Source organism: Larkinella insperata (assembly GCF_026248825.1).
In the GTDB taxonomy this organism is placed as follows: Bacteria; Bacteroidota; Bacteroidia; order Cytophagales; family Spirosomataceae; genus Larkinella; species Larkinella insperata.
In genome coordinates, this window is the sequence record NZ_CP110973.1 from 500548 (window position 1) to 517915 (window position 17368).

Sequence of the window (17368 nt, forward strand, 5' to 3'; positions counted from 1 at the left end):
TCGAAAAAATAAGGTTCCACAACCCTGCAAGGGTTGTGTAGCTTAAGCGGTTTCGCGGTTGAGGTATTCTTTGGGTGAAACGCCGGTCATCTGCTTGAACGTCCGCTGGAAGGTGGCCTGGGAGTTAAAGCCGCACTCGAACGCAATACCGGTTAAGGTCAGGTTGGCATTGCCCGGATCGTTTAGCCGCCGTTTAACTTCCTCCAGCCGGTATTCATTCACAAAGGTGTTGAAACTCTTGCCGAGGTGCTGGTTCAACACGGCGGAAATCGTTTTGGGCGATACCTGCAAATGCCGCCCCACTTTCTCAACGCTCAGTTCCGGGTCAAGGTACAGCCGGTCGGTTTCCATCGCCCGGATTAGTCCGCCCGACGTTTCCCGAACAAGTTCGTCGGCCAAGACCGTGGCGCTTGCTTTCCGCACCGGTTCGGGCAGCACCGGCGTCCGCGAATGCAGGTACCCCCACAAGCCCAGCCAGTAAATCATGACCACAATGGGAATGTAGATTGGATACCAGCCCAACGCATCGAGCAGGCCATTGCGGGTTGCCGGAATGATGTACGGAACCAGATGAATAAACCAGATAACCTGAAAGCCCAGAAACACCTTGAGAAACATCCGTAACCAGCGCAGGTTTACCCGTTGAGGTTCATTGAGATACGGATTTGCGTTCTGAAACCGGGTCAGCCAGCGGTAGGTCAGGAGCAGGTAAACCGTTACCGAAATCCAGCGGGGAATGTCGGAGTAAACATTGTATTCGTCTATCAGATAGCTCACCTTCTGATTGTCGCGCGGATCAAATTTGCCGATCAAAACTCCGATGACAAAAACCCAGGCAATCAGTTTGGCCCCCAGGTCAATGACAACCGGCCAGAAATGCCGCCGTTCGCGTTTGCCCAGCCGAAACTCTAGATCAAGCAGCGATCGGGTATAAAAATAGATTAGCGGCCCAAAAGGCATCGTTATGATCAACGGGACCAGATCTATAAACAGGCTGATTTGCCAGTTCGCAACCGGAATACCGACGGCCAGGCTCGCCAGCGCCAGCAAACCGACCAGCGCAGCCAGCAGCCGGTTCGAGAGCCGGTTGCCCTTTCGGTTGAACCACAGCAAAATCGCCAGGATGAAGCCCTGCGCCGTCCCGAGCAGGAGAATTAAATTCAGGGGTGGAATCGTCATACGGCAAATTACCGAAAAGATAGCCACTGCTCAAGAGCCCCGGAATCACTTTTCTAAAATAGAAAAACCCGTCCTCCGGTTGAGAAGACGGGCTTGGGGAATCAGCGCCGGACGTTAGCTTCTGCGGCCGTAACCGTTGCCGCGATCGAAGCGGTTGGACTGCTGAAATGCAAACCATTTTTCACGCTGCTTGTTGGTCAGCACCTCCAGGATTTCTTTCTGTTTTTGAACCTGAAACCGTTGGTACATCTTCGGATTGCGACGTTGCTGGCTCGCCATTTCCATTCGGTCGTAACGGTCTTCGATGCGCTTGATTTCTTTTTCCTGTTTCCGCGACAGATTGACGATGGCATCCAGACGGTCGATCTTGATATCTTCCTTCACGTCGTCGTAGCGCGAACCGGGCAGTGTTTGCGGAGCCGGATGGCGGTTTACATTGGGGTTGTTGTATCCGCGTTGCGCCATGGAAACACCGGTGCTTAACAGGGCTATGGTTGCGAGGGCGAAGATTGTCTTTTTCATGGTCGTAAATGGTTTATTTGTTCGTTTCTGTTGGTTAGAGGCCCTTTTTGCCCCCGCGTTTAACGACCTTTTCCTCCATTCGACCAGCAGACGGTTTTCACCGATTAGCCGGATGTTTTTACCGATTACTGCGTCCAAACAACTGATAGACGGCAGCCGCAGCCAGCCCACCAACCAGATACCAGCCAATGGTCATGGCCGCCGTGGCCGGCGTGCGGGCACTTGGCTCCGTTCCCAGGCCCATCGGACCGGGCAGCGCCACCGCCCCTACCCCAGCCGCAGCCCCCAGCGTGGAGCCAAGCAGCCAGGCATTCTCGCGACCGCCAAGGCCCACCAAACTATAATACAAGGTATTGGCTACAATATCCCCGCCCAGCGCCAGGGTATGTAGTTTGTCGTCCGGTGGCGGTTGTTGCCCGGCGGCTTTTAGTCCTTTGGCAATGGCCCGCATTCCCAGCAGGTCGGCCCGGGGGGCTTCGGGTACCACCCGGCGAACCGATTCGTGCAACACCGTTAATACGAAAGCGCCCGCCAGTCCGCTGCCGAGCGATTGAGCGATCGTTTCAGCCGTCAGTTTTTCGTTCATAGCATTCAACTTGAAAAGATTTGTTTCCTTGATTTCTGTATGCTAGTAACCACACGGACCGTCAGAAGTTGGGCCAAGGCCAAATTTTCTACCGTCCCGCCCCGGGTTTCATTCGTGGGGCGCTTACCAGACTTCGGGTAAAATACAGTATAATTGAAAGTCCGACGGATTTTACCGAAAACCGAACCGATGAAAACAGTCTCCAAGCTTGCTTTTTTCTCGTTGATGGGCTGCCTGCTGCTGGCGTTCCAACAGGGTGGGCCGCCCCGCCTGAAGGTGTTTCTGCTCATTGGACAGTCGAACATGGCGGGACGCGGAGTGCCCGAAATCGCCGATCAGCAGACCCATCCGCGCATCTGGATGCTGACCAGCGACCAAACCTGGACGCTGGCCCGCGACCCGATGCACTTCGACAAACCGGCCGTGATTGGCGTCGGGCCGGGTTTTTCGTTTGCCAAGCGCCTGGCCGACACGTATCCGAAGCTGAACATTGGACTGGTACCCTGCGCGGTGGGCGGCTCGGGCATTGATGTCTGGAAACCGGGTGCTTATTACGAACCGACCAACTCTCACCCGTACGACGACGCCCTTCGCCGGGCGAAAAAGGCGCTGGAAAACGGCGAGCTGGCCGGTTTTCTCTGGCATCAGGGTGAATCGGACTCCAAACCGGAGCTTACCGCGGCTTACGGGCAAAAACTGGCCGAACTGGTGCAACGGTTTCGGACTGACCTGAACGCGCCCGACGTGCCGTTTGTCGTCGGAACGCTGGGGGATTTCATCGTTAGCCGCAACCCCGACGCCGGAGCCATCAACCAAACCCTGCAAAATGCGACCAAACGCATTCCGAATTCGTATTGCGTTCTGGCAACCGGTCTGACGCACAAGGGCGATTCCACCCACTTCGACACGCCTTCCGCCCGGAGCCTGGGCCAGCGGTATGCCGACGTGTTTATTCAGCACAAACTTCTTAAAACCAACCCCTGATTTTCTTTCGCATTGATCATGAATTGCATTCGGTTAACCCTACTTTTTTTATCCATAATCAGCGGTTCAGCTTACAGTCAGACCGTTACAGACTCCGTTTTAATTGAAGGTCATTACCGTACCTTTCATTTCTTAAAACCGGCCAAACCCGGGGCGTCGCTGGTTTTTGTCCTGCACGGTTCGGGCGGTAACGGCTTGGGCAACCGCAAGGGGGCCAGCAAACTCGAAGCCATCGCGCCGGATGAAAACATCCTGCTCGTTTATCCCGACGGTTACAAACGCTACTGGAACGAATGCCGCAAAACCGCCCAGTCGGCGGCCAATCTGGAGAACATCAACGACAACGCGTTTTTTGACGCCATGATCGCTTATTTTCGCAAAAACCACCGGATTGATCCGAAGCGGGTTTTTGCCGTCGGCACTTCCGGAGGTGGCCACATGGCCTACAAGCTGGCCCTGACGATGCCCGAAAAATTCCGGGCGGTTACGGCCCTGATTGCCAACCTCCCCGACACGAATAACCTGGATTGCCCCGAAAAACGCGTGGCCGTTCCGATCCTGATCGTCAACGGAACGGCGGATCAAACCAATCCGTACGAAGGCGGGGAAGTCCGCAGCAACGGCATCAGCCTGGGCCTGGTGCGGTCAACGGATCGGACGTTCCGTTACTGGTCCGAACTGGCGGGGTATCGCCAGCAACCCACCCAAACGCTGCTGCCCGACAATGATCCCAACGACGGCAAAACCATTGAACGGTATACCCATCAGGCGAAGGGCAAACCCGAAGTTACGCTGCTGAAAGTCATCGGCGGCAAGCACGATTACCCCAACGACATCGACGTGTACCTGGAAGCCTGGGCGTTTTTCAAACGGCAGATGAAGTAAACACAATGTTTATTGCGCAAGTTATTCCGTGGAACGAAGATCACCGGAATAACTCCGCTTAACGCGGATAGACTCCGTTCGACTCTGCGCAATACGTTACAACCCGAAAGTCAGTGAAAAATCAACCCGCTTCCTCTTTTTCGTTTTCCTCCATCAGTGCCCTGGCCGCCAGAGCCGGATTAGACTGGTTTTTGCTGGCGCTGCTCGGCATGATCGGGCTGGCGTACCTCTGGCCGACACCCGGTATTCAGGAAGGGCCGTTTTCGTTGTCGAATCTGGCCAACATCGGCGTCTCGGTCATCTTTTTTTTCTACGGCCTGCGGCTCAGTGGCGATAAACTGCGGGCGGGGCTGAGCAACTGGAAACTGCACTTCACAATCCACCTCACGACGTTTGTTATCTTTCCGCTGGTTGTTCTGGCCGGGCTACACCTGTTCGGCACCGACGAAAACCGGCTGCTGTGGCTGGGGGCTTTTTACGTGGCGGCCCTGCCCTCAACGGTTTCGTCGTCCGTAGTCATGGTGTCTCTGGCGGGCGGCAATATTCCGGCGGCCATTTTCAACGCCAGCATCTCCAGCCTGATCGGCGTCTTTATAACGCCCCTGTGGATGGGGCTGTTTCTGTCGACCGATTCGGCAGATTACGACCTGGGCAGTGTCATCGGCAAACTGGCCCTGCAGGTCATTGTGCCGGTGGTGCTGGGAATTGTGCTCAACCGCTGGCTGGGTGCCTGGGCCGAACAATACAAAAAGGCGCTGAGTAACTTCGACAAAATTGTCATTCTGGTGATCGTCTATACTTCGTTTTGCGAGTCTTTCGAGCGCCGGATGTTTCAGAGCCTGACGGCTTCGGATCTGGTGGTAGTGGGTGCCTGCATGCTGGGCCTGTTTTTCTTGATCTACGGCCTGGTCAATCTGGCGAGTCGGCTGCTGGGCTTCAACCGCGCGGACCGGATTACGGCCTTATTCTGCGGCTCGAAAAAATCACTGGTGCAGGGCAGCGTCATGGTGACGGTTCTGTTTCCGGACAATGTTGTTGGTATCGTCCTGCTGCCCATCATGATGTACCACGCCTTGCAGTTAATTGCCGCCAGTGTGTTGGCGCAGAGCATGGCCCGGCGGCTGGCCTAGTTCTACGCAAAAATATCTCTTGGCTGATTGATACATGAAAAAGAAGCGCTTCCCATCCTCTTTCGTCGGCGTTCTGCTGCTGGCGGCAACGGCTTTTCTGATGGCTTTCAGCACAAGCCGATTGTATTTTCCGACGGCTGACAGCGGTTTGTCGTCTCCGAAAGCCGGCAAACGGCCCAACATTGTCCTGATCATGGCCGACGACATGGGTTACTCGGATCTGGGCTGCTACGGTTCGGAGATTCCAACCCCGAACCTGGATCAATTGGCGGGCAACGGTGTCCGGTTCACCCAGTTTTACAACACCGCCCGCTGCTGCCCCACCCGGGCGGCCCTGATGACCGGTTTGTTTCAGCACCAGGCGGGTATCGGCCACATGACCAAAGAACCCGCCAACACCGTCAATTACGACTACGGCGTGTACGGCTACCGGGGCGAACTCAACCGCAACTGCGTCACGCTGGCGGAAGTACTGAAGTCGGCGGGCTACCATACGTACATGGCCGGTAAGTGGCACCTGGGTTCCAGCAATCCGGATTTGTACCCCCGCCAACGCGGATTCGACCGGTTTTACGGTTTGTTGTCGGGCGCCAGCAGCTACCTGAACCCCACGCAACCGCGCGGCATCTGGAACGAAAACGAACGGGTTGAAAAAGTAAACCAGCCGTTTTACACCACCGACGCCTTCACCGATAAAGCCATCTCGTTTCTGAGCGATCAGAAAGACGACCAGCCGTTTTTCCTGTACCTGGCCTTCACGGCTCCGCACTGGCCGCTGCACGCCCTGCAAAACGACATTGACAAATTCCGGGGGCACTACCGGCAGGGCTGGGATGCGCTCCGGCAGCAACGGTTTCGGAAACAGGTAAAAATGGGCCTGGCGTCCGAGAAGTGGGGTCTTTCAGCGCGCCCGGAAACGTACCCGGCCTGGACGGCGCAGGACTCAGCCAAGCAGGGAGAAATGGATTACCGCATGGCGGTGTATGCCGCCCAGATTTCCCGCATTGACCAGAACGTCGGCAAGGTGGTTAGTTACCTTAAAAAGGCCGGACAGCTGGACAATACGCTGCTGGTGTTTCTTTCCGACAACGGCGCCTGTCAGGAAGGCGGTATCCTGGGTGGCGGCAAGGTGACGGATATCAACGACGCGTCGAAGTGGGGCGCTATTTCGTACGGGGCGGTGTGGGCCAACGCGTCGAACACGCCGTTCAAGGGTTTCAAGCACGTTTCCTACGAAGGCGGTATTTCCACCCCGCTGATTGTGCATTACCCGGCAGGATTTAAACAGAAAGGCACAATTTCGACCACGCCGGGGTACCTGATCGACATCATGCCCACGTTTATGGAAGTCAGCGGAGCTACTTACCCGACGGAAGCCAACGGGCAGGCGATTCAGCCGATTGAGGGCAAAAGCCTGATGCCGGTGCTGACGAAGGGCGCGCGGCAGTTGCACGAGTACATGTACTGGGAGCACGAAAATCACCGCGCCATCCGGTTCGGCAAGTGGAAAGCCGTGAGTGCCATCGGTGCGCCGTGGGAATTGTACGACCTGGAAGCCGACCGCAGCGAGCAGCACAACCGGGCCGATGAGCAGCCCGACCTGATTAAAAAGCTCGACCAGCAGTGGACGACCTGGGCCAACACCCACCACGTTTTTCCGAAAGGAACCATGAAGGCCGACTTCCGCAAGGAGTGGAATTTCTTTAAAACGGCGGAGTGATAGCCACGGGCAATTTTTAGAATTCAACGGTTACATCCAGTTTACCTTCTTTCGCACTAATGGGTACGTAGACAAAACTCAGTGAATAGTTTGTCGGCAAGGTGATGGTCCGGCTTTGTGTTTTTCGGTTTCGGCCTTTGTGTATTTTGATTTCGAAGTTACCCTTGCCTGATGGTAGAATCTCCCGTTCGGCCCCTCGGAGGTAAATGTAACCGTCGCCGTCCACTTCTCCTTCAACGGACAACTTCATTGGACTGTCAAACCGGGCTCTTCCTTCGTTTTTGAAGGAAAAGTACTGAACCTTACTCACATCTTCGATAGTATACTCTCGGGTCGATTGACAGCTTATAAGTAAAAGGAGGAATAAATAGAAAATATTTCGCTTCATTGCTGTAGTATGGCGGTTCATAACCCCGCCAAAGTTAAAGAGAAGGTTTCTGTTCCTATGCGACTCTAACTTGTTAGAATTGTCAAACCATTTGTAATGGATCTTTCAACGGGCAGATTTTCAAAAACGATTAGTCATGAAAAAAGTCCTTCTCCTATTCAGTTTTTAGCCGCCCTCTCTTATCATGATTTGCCCTCTAATGCAGCAACCCATCCGTTTAGCAATCCAATAAAAGACTTAGGTTGGCTAGAAGACACGCTAGCCAATTATGATAGATACCCCGGAAGCTTAGTAGTTATGCAGGCTACGTATCAAAAACAACCCGTTTTTTGGATTAATACTTTTTCGCGTCCGGACGGCGGAATCGCAACTATGTACCGGTGTAACGGGTCTATCCTCTGCAAGTTTAGCTTCACCAGATGGGGTGAGTCAGGCGGTTGTGGCGCTATTTTCAAAGCACTGAAATGCTCGAAAATGATTTACGAGGAGAAACGGTAACAGTGTCCTTCTGCCCCACCACAATAAATCCCATCGCCCAAACCTCGAACTCATGACCAACTGAGTTTTGAATGGTCAGGCTGTTCTTGCTTCAACCAGGGGCATTCCCCAACCTTTCTACGCTTATGGGAATCTCTATACCAAAAGTTATCTCAAATGCCGGAAGAATGCGCCTGTCAACATTTGCCTCGCTACTCGCCGTAGCCGCCCTGTTCGGTCTTGGGGCCTGCAACAAAAGTAACGACGCAGTGACCGGGGGACCGGCGGTGGCCGCCATGCGGGCTAGGCTGCAGTTACTGGAGGGAACGTGGCGCCTGGCCAACTACCGGAAGCAGCCGTTGCCGCCAAAGCAGCAGAACCGGGTGACGCTGAACCTGGCCAACCATTCGGGCGACTCCCTGCCGGCTCGCGGTACCAGCTTTGTGAATCGGTACGGAGGAACCCTGAAAATCGACCAAGCCAACGGGTTGTCGGTTCTGAAAGACGGCTTCTTTACCACCGAAAGAGCCGGGCCGCGGGACGATCAGCAGGCCGAAGAGCAGTATTACCGCAACTTGTCGAAAGCAACGTATTTCGATTTCAATGGTTCCGGTCAGTTGCTGCTGTACCTCGGCGATAAAGATCACCCCGACACGGAAGTGCTGATTTTCGCGCGGTAAAAACAAAAACGGGAAAGCGAAAACCGCTTCCCCGTTCCAACGAGACGGTGGGTATGCTACTCAGGAAACGGCCTGATCCTCCAACCAGAACCGTACCCTGAGTATGGACTCAACTACTACTGTTCATTAGTACCGGCGACCGTAGTAACCCCGGTCGTTCCGGCGGTATTGTTGTTGGTAAGCAAAAAGTCTTTCGCGTTGCGACGGGGTCAGTACCGACATCATTTCCTGATTTTTCCGGCGCAGGGTATATTGATAGGCTCGCGGATCACGACGGCGGGCCGCTTCCATTTCGCGGTAGTCGTACCGGTCTTCAATGCGTTTCAGTTCGCGCTCCTGCCGACGCGACAGGCCGACAATGGCGTCCAGCCGGTCGATCCGGATGTCTTCCTGAAAATCGTCACGCCGTTGGTTGTCATAATCCCGCCGTTGGTTATCGTAACTCCGGCTGTCGTACCGGGGGTCGGGGTAACGATCATATCCGCGTTGCGCCATGGCGCTTCCAGTGCTTAATACGGCTAAGGTAAAGAGAGTGACGAGGGTCGTTTTCATGGTTGGTCGTGTTAACTTGTTGTTTATGTCTCTTAGAAGCACAACCAGAGAAAACGTTTAATCCACTTTTATCTTTTTTTCTCACAATCCGGTTTTCACCGACCAACGGCTCTTTTTTACCCCTTAACTCCGGATTTTTATCGGTTAATAATTTATGGCCAATCCCGGCAACAGAAACAGTCGGGATTGGCAAGCGTTTTAAGCTGTTTGCTCAGAAAAGCGGTTGATTGGCAACATTCCGCGGCCGGGGCGGTTGAGTATAATCAACACAAAGACAAGACACAATGAATTTATCCAGCACGAACAAAATAGGCTTGTGGGGATTAGCCGGAATCGGCGCCATTCTGGCGACCAAGGCGCTGCTGAACCACTTGCGGAAAATGGAATTTCGGGGTAAAACCGTAGTGATAACTGGCGGTTCGCGGGGGCTCGGCCTGGTGCTGGCCCGTCAGTTTGCCCAGGAAGGGGCCAATCTGGCCATTTGTGCCCGGGATCAGGACGAACTGGAACGTGCCCAGGCCGATCTTGAGTTGAACGGCGTCACGGTTTTTACGTATACCTGCGATGTTACTGACCGAGACGAGGTTACCGAATTCATTCAGACCGTTGAGCAGGAAGTCGGCCCGATCGACGTGTTGGTCAACAACGCGGGTACCATTCTGGTAACTCCTGTTGAACACGCCACGGAAGAAGATTTCCGGGAGGTGATGGAAACAAACTTCTGGTCGGCTTTTCACACGATCAACGCGGTGTTGCCCCGAATGCAGACACGCCGGGCGGGCCGCATCGTCAACATTGCGTCCTTTGGCGGAAAAGTATCTTTCCCGCATCTGTTGCCCTATACAACCAGCAAGTTTGCGCTCGTGGGCTACTCCGAAGGTTTGCGCGCCGAATTGATGAAAGACGGTATTTATGTCACGACGGTTTGTCCGGGACTGATGCGGACGGGCAGCCCGCGGAACGCTTACTTCAAAGGGCAGAACGAGAAGGAATACGCCTGGTTTAAAATTGGCGACTCGCTGCCGGGTTTGTCGAAAAGCGCCGAGGAAAGCGCCCGGCAGATTCTGGAAGCGTGCCGTTACGGCCAGGCCGAACTGATTATTTCGCTGCCCGCCAAACTGGCCACGGCCATACACGGTTTTGCGCCGGGTCTGACGGCCGAAGTCTTATCCGTTATTAACATGTTGTTACCGGCTCCCGGTGGCATCGGTGATCAACGCGCTCAGGGCAAAGACAGCGAAACGTCCGTCACCCGTTCGGTGTTCACAACCCTGACCGACGATGCGGCCGAAGCCAACAACCAGTATCAGTGGTAACCACTCAAGCGGCTTCTAAAAAAGACAACACCTAATAGTCTGGCGATTGCCCCTGGGGTGATCGCCTTTTTTGCATTTGCTCCTTCCCAAACTTCTCTGTAAGTTGTCCGTCCAATGCATTCCTGAACGGCCTATGAAACGATTTATTCTACCCGCGCTGACCCTCTTTTTGGCGCTTCTGATCACCTGCCGCGCCCATAGCCAGACCGCTCCGCCCCGTAAAGGCACCGCCGAACGCATCAACGTGCACGGTAAGGGACTGGAGGGTAACCTCTCCGGCGATTCGCCCGACCGCGAGGTTTCGGTTTACCTGCCGCCGAGTTACAAAAGCGATAAAAACCGTCGCTACCCGGTGCTGTACCTGCTGCACGGTTTTACGGACAACGACGCGCAGTGGTACGGCTTCACCAAACACTGGATCAACCTGCCGGACGTGGTCGATAAAGCCTTTGCGGACCCCGCCGTGCGCGAGATGATCATTGTAACGCCCAACGCCTACACCCGGTTTTTCGGTAGTTTTTACTCCAACTCCATCACCACCGGCAACTGGGAGGACTTCGTCGCCAAAGAACTGGTGAGTTACATCGACAGCCACTACCGCACCATCCCGAATGCCGCCAGCCGGGGCCTGACGGGCCACTCGATGGGCGGTTACGGTACGATGCGGATCGGCCAGAAATACCCGGAGATTTTCTCCAGCATCTACCTGCTGAGCCCTTGTTGCATGAACATCGGCATTCACACCAACCGCTCGGAAGAAGCCGCCCGAAAACTGGAAGCCATCCAGACGATTGAGGAAGTTCAAAAGGCCGATTTCGGCACCAAAGCCGCTTTTGCGACCTCGGCTTCCTGGTCGCCCAATCCTTCAAACCCGCCTTTTTACCTGGATTTACCGACGAAAAACGGCCAGCTTCAGCCGATGGTCATGGCCAAGTGGGCCGCCAACACGCCGTTGGCGATGATTGATCAGTACATCCCGAATTTAAAGAAATTAAACGCGATTGCGTTCGATGCCGGCTCGAAGGACGAGAGCATTGCCGCCAGCATCAAAGTTCTGGACGGTGTGCTGAACGAATACAAAATCAAACACACCTACGAAGAATACGAGGGCGATCACGTTAACCGGATTGCGGAGCGGATGGAGAAAAAGGTGCTGCAATTTTTTTCAAAAAATCTGTCGTTCGAGCAGCCCAAACGAAAGTAAAATCCATAAGAAAGCCCAATGCAGTTTCTTGATGAGACTACACTGGGCTTTTTGTCAACAAAAACTACTCTTTGCGTGTCGAGTCTTTTGCCAATTCTCTATAATCCTGACGAGCGGAGTCCAGCTCGGCCTGTTCTTCTCTTACCTCGCTGGTGTCGCCTTCTTTCTGTTCCTCAACGACATCTTTGTATTCTTCCCGGACTTCTTCGGATTTTTTCTCCGTCTTAGACTGACAGGCCAACTGGGTGGTCGCTGCCAAAAGGGCCAGTGACAGCCCGCATATCCATTGTTTCGTTTTCATAGCCTTGCTAAAAATTGCTTTCGGGAATAACTTCCGGCCCTTGCGGTTTGTTTGAAAACCGGCTAACAAATTGATAGGATGAAAAAAAGACCATTCGTTGCCTTATTTCCCCTCCTGCTCCTCGTGTTCGTTCTGGCGCTGGGTGGCTTTAGCCTGAAAAAGGGTCACACCGGAGTAACTCCGGCGGTCCGTCGCCCGAACATTCTTTTGATCATGGCCGACGATTTGGGCTACTCGGATCTGGGCTGCTACGGCAGCGAAATCAAGACGCCTAACCTCGATTATCTCGCCCGGAACGGCATTCGGTATACCCAGTTTTACAACACCTCGCGCTGCTGCCCCACCCGGGCGGCCCTGCTGACGGGTCTGTACAACCACCAGGCCGGAATTGGCAAAATGACCGACGCCGAAGACCAGCCCGGTTACCGGGGGCACCTGACGGACAATACCGTAACGCTGGCCGAGGTGCTTAAATCGGCGGGCTACCAGACGGCGATGGTGGGTAAATGGCACGTTTCCAACACCACCGTTCAGAAAAATCCGCAGGACCAACTGGCCTGGCTCAACCACCAGAAGGATTTCGGCGATTTTGCGCCCATCGAGCAGTACCCCACCCGGCGCGGCTTCGACAAATACTTTGGCAACATCTGGGGCGTGGTCGACTTCTTCGATCCGTTCAGTCTGGTAAACGGTACCGAGCCGGTGAAAACCGTTCCGAAAAACTACTACCACACCGACGCCATCAACGACACGGCGGTGGCTTACATTCGCTCCTACGCAAAAACGGCCGCTCCGTTTTTTATGTATGTGGCCCACACGGCTCCGCACTGGCCGCTGATGGCGCTGCCCGAAGACATTGCCAAGTACGAGGACACCTACAAACCGGGCTGGGATGTAATCCGGAAAAACCGGTACGACCGCATGGTCAAAATGGGGCTGATCGACCCGAAAACAACGCCGTTTTCCAGGCGCTGGCAGGATGATCTGAGCTGGGAAGCCAACCCGGACAAGGAATGGGACGCCCGGGCGATGGCGGTTCACGCGGCCATGATCGACCGGATGGATCAGGGCATTGGCCGGATTATCAAAACACTGCGGGAAACCGGTCAACTGGAAAACACGCTTATTCTGTTTCTGTCGGACAACGGCGCGAGTCCGGAAAACTGCGCGGCTTACGGCCCCGGCTTCGACCGCCCGAACCAGACGCGCGACGGTCGCCCGATCAGCTACGACTTGAAAAAGCAGGTGATGCCCGGCCCGCAGACCACCTACGCGTCCATCGGTCAGCGCTGGGCGAACGTTGCCAACACACCCTACCAATACTGGAAAGCCGAATCGTCCGAAGGCGGAGTTCGCACCCCGCTGGTGGCTTTCTGGCCCGCCGGAATCTCGGCTAAAAAAGGCGGTTTCAGCGCTCAGGTTGGCCACGTCATGGATTTTATGCCGACGCTGGTGGCCGTGGCCGGTGCCACCTATCCGACCACTTTCCGGGGACACACCATCACGCCAACCCCCGGCCTGAGTCTGGTGCCATCGTTCCAGGGCAAAAAAGCCGCCGGACACGAAGCGCTCTTTAACGAGCATTTTGGAGCCCGCTTTGTCCGTTCCGGCCACTGGAAGCTGGTTTCCGGCAGCCGCGACACCACCTGGCAGTTGTACAACCTGAGCGCCGACGCCAGCGAAACGCAGAATCTGGCCGCGCAGCAGCCCGAAAAGGTCCGGCAACTGGCTGCGTTGTGGCAGCAGTGGGCCGCTGAACACCGGGTATTTCCGAAGCCGGGTAAAAAGAACTGAGTTGCTTTCGTCCGGCCGGTTCGCAGGTTGCTAATTTGCCGAGCCAGCCGCCGAACAATAGGCCAGAAAAGCGGTTTTATCGGTTGAAATCCTATCCGAAATCACCGATGGCTGTTATTGGCGAATTAATTAGAAAAGCAATTGACATGTATGGCTTTATTGCGTCCGATACCGATCCGGTAAAGGCGCAACGGGCCGAATTGAAAAACCTCCTGGAAAAAGCCAGGCTGACGGCTTTTGGCAAAAAACACAACTTTACGGACATCCTGGCCAGCGCGGATATCGTCAGGGCTTTTCAGCAGGCGGTTCCTGTTCACGATTACGATAAACTGTACAACGACTGGTGGCACTACCTGCTGGAAGGCCACCAGAACGTTACCTGGCCCGGTGGGCAGAGCTATTTCGCCCTGAGCAGCGGCACGACCAGCAACAGCAAGTCCATCCCGGTGACGGACGACATGCTGGACTCAATCCGGAAATCGGGCCTTCAGCAGGTAATGAGCCTGAAAAACTTTGGTATGCTGCCCTCGGATTTCTTCGAAAAGCAGATCATGATGCTTGGCAGCAGCGTCAGCCTGATCGAAAAAGACGATCACCAGGAGGGCGAAATCAGCGGCATCAGCGCGGCCAATCTGCCGGCCTGGTTCCGTACGTTTTACAAACCCGGTGCAGAGATTGCTTCGATCAAGGACTGGGACCAGAAAGTGCGACGAATTGCCCAGGAAGCCCCCAAATGGGACATCGGCAGCATGAGCGGTATTCCGTCGTGGGTAGAAATGATGCTCAAAGAAATCGTTTCGTACAACCGGGTCAACACCATTCACGACATCTGGCCCAACCTGCACGTTTACACCACCGGCGGGGTGGCGTTTGAACCGTACCGGAAAAGCCTCGAAAAGTTGTTTGCCCGCCCGCTGATTTACATTGACACCTACCTGACGTCGGAAGGCTACCTGGCAACCCAGAAACGGCCCGATACCTCGTCGATGGCCCTGATTCTGGACAACGGTATTTTCTTCGAGTTTGTGCCGTTTACCGACGACAACATGGACGAGCAGGGCCGCGTCAAACCGGATGCGAAGGTGCTTTCGCTGGAAGAAGCCGAAGAGAACGTCGATTACGTGCTGCTGATTTCAACGGTTTCGGGGACCTGGCGGTACATGATCGGCGATACGATGATGATTACCGACAAACACCGCTCCGAAATCAAAATTACGGGCCGGACAAAGCACTTCCTGAACGTGGTGGGCGAGCAGTTGTCGGTGTTTCAGATGAACCAGGCCATGGAGCAAATGCAGCAGCAGTTCGACGTAGAAATCAAGGAATTTGTGGTTTCAGCCGTTCAGCGCGATGGGGTTTACATCAACAAATGGTACATCGGTGCCAACCGCGTCATCGACGGCCCGGAGTTTATGAACGCGCTGGACCAGGCCCTGTGCGAAGCCAACAAAAATTACAAAGTTGCCCGGAGTAAATCGTTGAAAACCGTGGAAGCTGAGGTGATTCCGGTTGAGAAATTCTACCGCTGGAGCGAGGAATTTAAAAAGCTGGGCGGCCAGGCCAAAATTCCGCGGGTTATGAAGGAAGCCGATTTTCTGGAGTTTGAACAGTACATTAAAAGTCTTGCCTAAAAGCCGTTCCGGGTTGCGGTTGTGTTATAGCCGCAATCCGGACTACCCTCCGAGCGCCTTTTTCTGCCTTTCAACTTTCTCTTCTTCCAGCTTTTTCACCTGCTCCACAATCTCCTCCGGCGACACATACAGCCGGGCGATTTTGGCCTTATAAGACTGCGGCAATTCAGCGTGGTCGAGAATAAACCGTTTGGTTTCAACCAGGTATTTCCCAAGGCCGTGCGTGACGGCGTACCAGTCGGCAATGCGCTCAACTTTTTTGATGTACTCGGCCGAGAAAACGTAGCCAATCCCAAACTTGACCATACCGAAATTACTCCGGCATTCGTAGTCCATGATATGGCCCAGTTCGTGGCCGATCCAGCCGATCATGATTGAATCCGGGATCTGGTGGATGGGAATGGCGGTGTGGGTGAGCTTAAACATCGCGCTGATGTTGATGCGGTACTGACGGTCTTCCCGACGCTTCAGCAGGCTGCGAAAAACCGGCTGGGCCTGCATCACCGACGACCGTATTTTTTGCTTGAAACAAAAGCGGATGCAGGTATTTTTCAGCTCCGGATAGAACGACAAGGCCGTCAGGACATTTTTTTCAATCACGGACGGAATGATCTTGTTGGCTTTAAACTTCGCCAGCTCGGGCGTGATTTCATTCTTTTGTGCGTTGATGTCGGATGCCAGCATAACCGTTGTTGTGAGTCCAGGTTTTTTCTTAACGCTTGAGACACCGATTGGTTTTTGCAGCGGACTCAACCCGTCGTTTGGATGGTTTGCTAATCACCCTGGCGGGCTGACAATCCAAACGGCAAAACTGACGCTTCATGGCGTTTGTCGTTGATCTCCAGGGTGCTTGTTTCGTACGTTTGCAACGAACGATAAACAACTACTCTAATGAAAAAAGTCTTAATTTTCCTGTTTGCACTGGTTACCTTTGCCGCCTGTAAGAAAGACACCGAGAAAGCGGAAGTGACGCCCAAAGACCCGGCCTCCGCCATCGCCGGGAAATACAACCTATCGTCATTCTCACTCGAAAACGACGGCGAAACCGCCCTGGAATACAGAAGATTACCCGTTACCGAAGACGGTGTGACGGTATCGGCCATTGCTACCGTCGAGAAGATAGCAGACGGTAAGGTTTCGCTGGTTCTGCTGCTCAAAGCTACCGGCGAGCAGGATCGGGAACTTGATTTGAGCGAGTACGAAGTACGGGCCAACGGTTCTACCTACGGCCTTTATTTCAGCGGAACGGGCGATCAGATTGGTGAAATCAAAGATGGTCGGCTGAGCTATCAGGCGTCTGCCACTTCGACCGACGGGTCGTCCCTCCAGATTCTGTTCGAGGCTAAAAAATAAAGAATTGTTTTCCAATAAAAGAAGCCGGCCCCGCGGGGCCGGCTTTTTACGTTTCTGCCACCAAGTAAGCCCCACTCAGTGCAGCCGCCCGTTCAGGTTCCGATCAGGTTGCGGGACCGCCTGCCGGCCACTGGGCTTTTGGCTCTGTTCCCAAGCCTGCCGGATGCGTTCATTCTTCCTGAGCGCCAAAAACCGGTCCGCCAGTTGACGGCCTTCCGGCTCGCCGGTCTGGTACAGGTAACGCACAATCGACAGGGCCAACTCGGGCACGCCGGCATTGAGTTGTTTCTCCAGCATCACCCGTCCCAGGCGCGGAGACATGCGGTGAATCGCCTGCAAGGCTTCGGTTCGGACACTGATCTCTTCGTGGTCCGTTTCGGCCAGCTGCACCAGGTCGTCCACGGTTTCGACGCTTTTCTGTTGGCCCAGCGCGGCAATGGCGCGTTTTCTCCGCAGGGTATTGACCGAGAAGCGCTCGGAGGCCATGACCTTCAACACCGGAAGTTCGGCTTCCCGAAACGCCAGTTCCAGCGGTTTGGCAAAAGCGCAGGTTCCGGCCATCAGCTTCTGATTCAGCTCCATGCGCAACTTGATGGCCGCTAACTGATCGAGGTTCACCAGGCGCGAAGGCCGGGTGGGAAGTTTGGTATTTTCCATTGTGATTAA

At 54.6% G+C, this 17368-nt stretch carries 19 protein-coding genes; 11 read left to right on the top strand and 8 right to left on the bottom strand.

The annotated features are described in order from the left end of the window. Positions 1-42: 42 nt before the first annotated feature. The 3 genes from OQ371_RS01870 to OQ371_RS01880 all read right to left on the bottom strand — a co-directional run bounded on the left by OQ371_RS01870 (position 43) and on the right by OQ371_RS01880 (position 2287). A complete protein-coding gene (locus OQ371_RS01870) occupies positions 43-1179 on the bottom strand; it encodes a helix-turn-helix domain-containing protein (RefSeq protein WP_265992008.1) in 1137 nt (378 codons plus the stop codon). A 114-nt stretch (positions 1180-1293) separates the two neighbouring features. Next, complete coding sequence (locus OQ371_RS01875) at positions 1294-1701, bottom strand: hypothetical protein (RefSeq protein ID WP_265992009.1); 408 nt, start codon at positions 1699-1701, stop codon at positions 1294-1296. Positions 1702-1819: 118 nt separating this feature from the next. After that, entirely contained in the window at positions 1820-2287 is a 468-nt protein-coding gene (locus OQ371_RS01880; RefSeq protein ID WP_265992010.1) for a hypothetical protein, read from the bottom strand. A 189-nt stretch (positions 2288-2476) separates the two neighbouring features. Here OQ371_RS01880 and OQ371_RS01885 point away from each other — a divergent pair, with 189 nt between their 5' ends. The 4 genes from OQ371_RS01885 to OQ371_RS01900 all read left to right on the top strand — a co-directional run bounded on the left by OQ371_RS01885 (position 2477) and on the right by OQ371_RS01900 (position 7006). After that, complete coding sequence (locus OQ371_RS01885) at positions 2477-3271, top strand: sialate O-acetylesterase (protein WP_265992012.1); 795 nt, start codon at positions 2477-2479, stop codon at positions 3269-3271. An 18-nt stretch (positions 3272-3289) separates the two neighbouring features. Beyond that, positions 3290-4156, top strand: coding sequence for a CE1 family esterase (locus OQ371_RS01890; RefSeq protein WP_265992013.1), 867 nt, complete (start codon positions 3290-3292; stop codon positions 4154-4156). Positions 4157-4269: 113 nt separating this feature from the next. Beyond that, positions 4270-5286 (top strand): bile acid:sodium symporter family protein, encoded by a 1017-nt coding sequence (locus OQ371_RS01895; protein ID WP_265992015.1) that lies wholly within the window; start codon positions 4270-4272, stop codon positions 5284-5286. 34 nt (positions 5287-5320) lie between these two features. Then, entirely contained in the window at positions 5321-7006 is a 1686-nt protein-coding gene (locus OQ371_RS01900; RefSeq protein ID WP_265992016.1) for an arylsulfatase, read from the top strand. A 16-nt stretch (positions 7007-7022) separates the two neighbouring features. Here OQ371_RS01900 and OQ371_RS01905 read toward each other — a convergent pair whose 3' ends face one another. Continuing rightward, on the bottom strand, positions 7023-7256 hold the full coding sequence (locus OQ371_RS01905) for a hypothetical protein (protein ID WP_265992017.1): 234 nt from the start codon (positions 7254-7256) through the stop codon (positions 7023-7025). Between the two features lie 234 nt (positions 7257-7490). Between OQ371_RS01905 and OQ371_RS01910 the strand changes: the two genes are divergently transcribed. Both OQ371_RS01910 and OQ371_RS01915 read left to right on the top strand, forming a co-directional pair. Further along, on the top strand, positions 7491-7892 hold the full coding sequence (locus tag OQ371_RS01910) for a hypothetical protein (RefSeq protein ID WP_265992018.1): 402 nt from the start codon (positions 7491-7493) through the stop codon (positions 7890-7892). A gap of 167 nt (positions 7893-8059) precedes the next feature. Then, positions 8060-8551 carry an META domain-containing protein gene (locus OQ371_RS01915; RefSeq protein WP_265992019.1) on the top strand — a complete coding sequence of 164 codons (492 nt, stop codon included), beginning with the start codon at positions 8060-8062 and terminating at the stop codon, positions 8549-8551. Positions 8552-8677: 126 nt separating this feature from the next. On the opposite strand, the gene OQ371_RS01920 is transcribed toward OQ371_RS01915, so the two are convergent. Next, positions 8678-9103, bottom strand: a complete 426-nt coding sequence (locus OQ371_RS01920) for a hypothetical protein (RefSeq protein WP_265992020.1) — start codon at positions 9101-9103, stop codon at positions 8678-8680. 284 nt (positions 9104-9387) lie between these two features. On the opposite strand from OQ371_RS01920, the gene OQ371_RS01925 reads away from it, so the two are divergent. Both OQ371_RS01925 and OQ371_RS01930 read left to right on the top strand, forming a co-directional pair. Then, complete coding sequence (locus OQ371_RS01925; protein WP_265992021.1) at positions 9388-10419, top strand: SDR family NAD(P)-dependent oxidoreductase; 1032 nt, start codon at positions 9388-9390, stop codon at positions 10417-10419. A gap of 133 nt (positions 10420-10552) precedes the next feature. After that, positions 10553-11623: an alpha/beta hydrolase gene (locus tag OQ371_RS01930; RefSeq protein WP_265992022.1), complete on the top strand. Its 1071-nt coding sequence runs from the start codon at positions 10553-10555 to the stop codon at positions 11621-11623. A gap of 64 nt (positions 11624-11687) precedes the next feature. Here OQ371_RS01930 and OQ371_RS01935 read toward each other — a convergent pair whose 3' ends face one another. Next, the gene (locus OQ371_RS01935) at positions 11688-11924 is read right to left on the bottom strand and encodes a hypothetical protein (RefSeq protein WP_265992023.1); all 237 of its coding nucleotides are present in this window, start codon (positions 11922-11924) and stop codon (positions 11688-11690) included. 78 nt (positions 11925-12002) lie between these two features. Between OQ371_RS01935 and OQ371_RS01940 the strand changes: the two genes are divergently transcribed. Together OQ371_RS01940 and OQ371_RS01945 are read left to right on the top strand one after the other, a co-directional pair. Beyond that, entirely contained in the window at positions 12003-13718 is a 1716-nt protein-coding gene (locus tag OQ371_RS01940; protein WP_265992024.1) for an arylsulfatase, read from the top strand. 107 nt (positions 13719-13825) lie between these two features. Then, positions 13826-15349 (top strand): GH3 family acyl-acid amido synthetase, encoded by a 1524-nt coding sequence (locus OQ371_RS01945; RefSeq protein ID WP_265992025.1) that lies wholly within the window; start codon positions 13826-13828, stop codon positions 15347-15349. 42 nt (positions 15350-15391) lie between these two features. Here the strand turns inward: OQ371_RS01945 and OQ371_RS01950 are convergent, their stop codons facing one another. Beyond that, complete coding sequence (locus tag OQ371_RS01950) at positions 15392-16033, bottom strand: hypothetical protein (protein ID WP_265992026.1); 642 nt, start codon at positions 16031-16033, stop codon at positions 15392-15394. 207 nt (positions 16034-16240) lie between these two features. Between OQ371_RS01950 and OQ371_RS01955 the strand changes: the two genes are divergently transcribed. Beyond that, the gene (locus tag OQ371_RS01955; protein WP_265992027.1) at positions 16241-16702 is read left to right on the top strand and encodes a hypothetical protein; all 462 of its coding nucleotides are present in this window, start codon (positions 16241-16243) and stop codon (positions 16700-16702) included. A gap of 75 nt (positions 16703-16777) precedes the next feature. Here the strand turns inward: OQ371_RS01955 and OQ371_RS01960 are convergent, their stop codons facing one another. Beyond that, a complete protein-coding gene (locus tag OQ371_RS01960; RefSeq protein WP_265992028.1) occupies positions 16778-17359 on the bottom strand; it encodes a HEAT repeat domain-containing protein in 582 nt (193 codons plus the stop codon). Between the last annotated feature and the right edge of the window lie 9 nt (positions 17360-17368).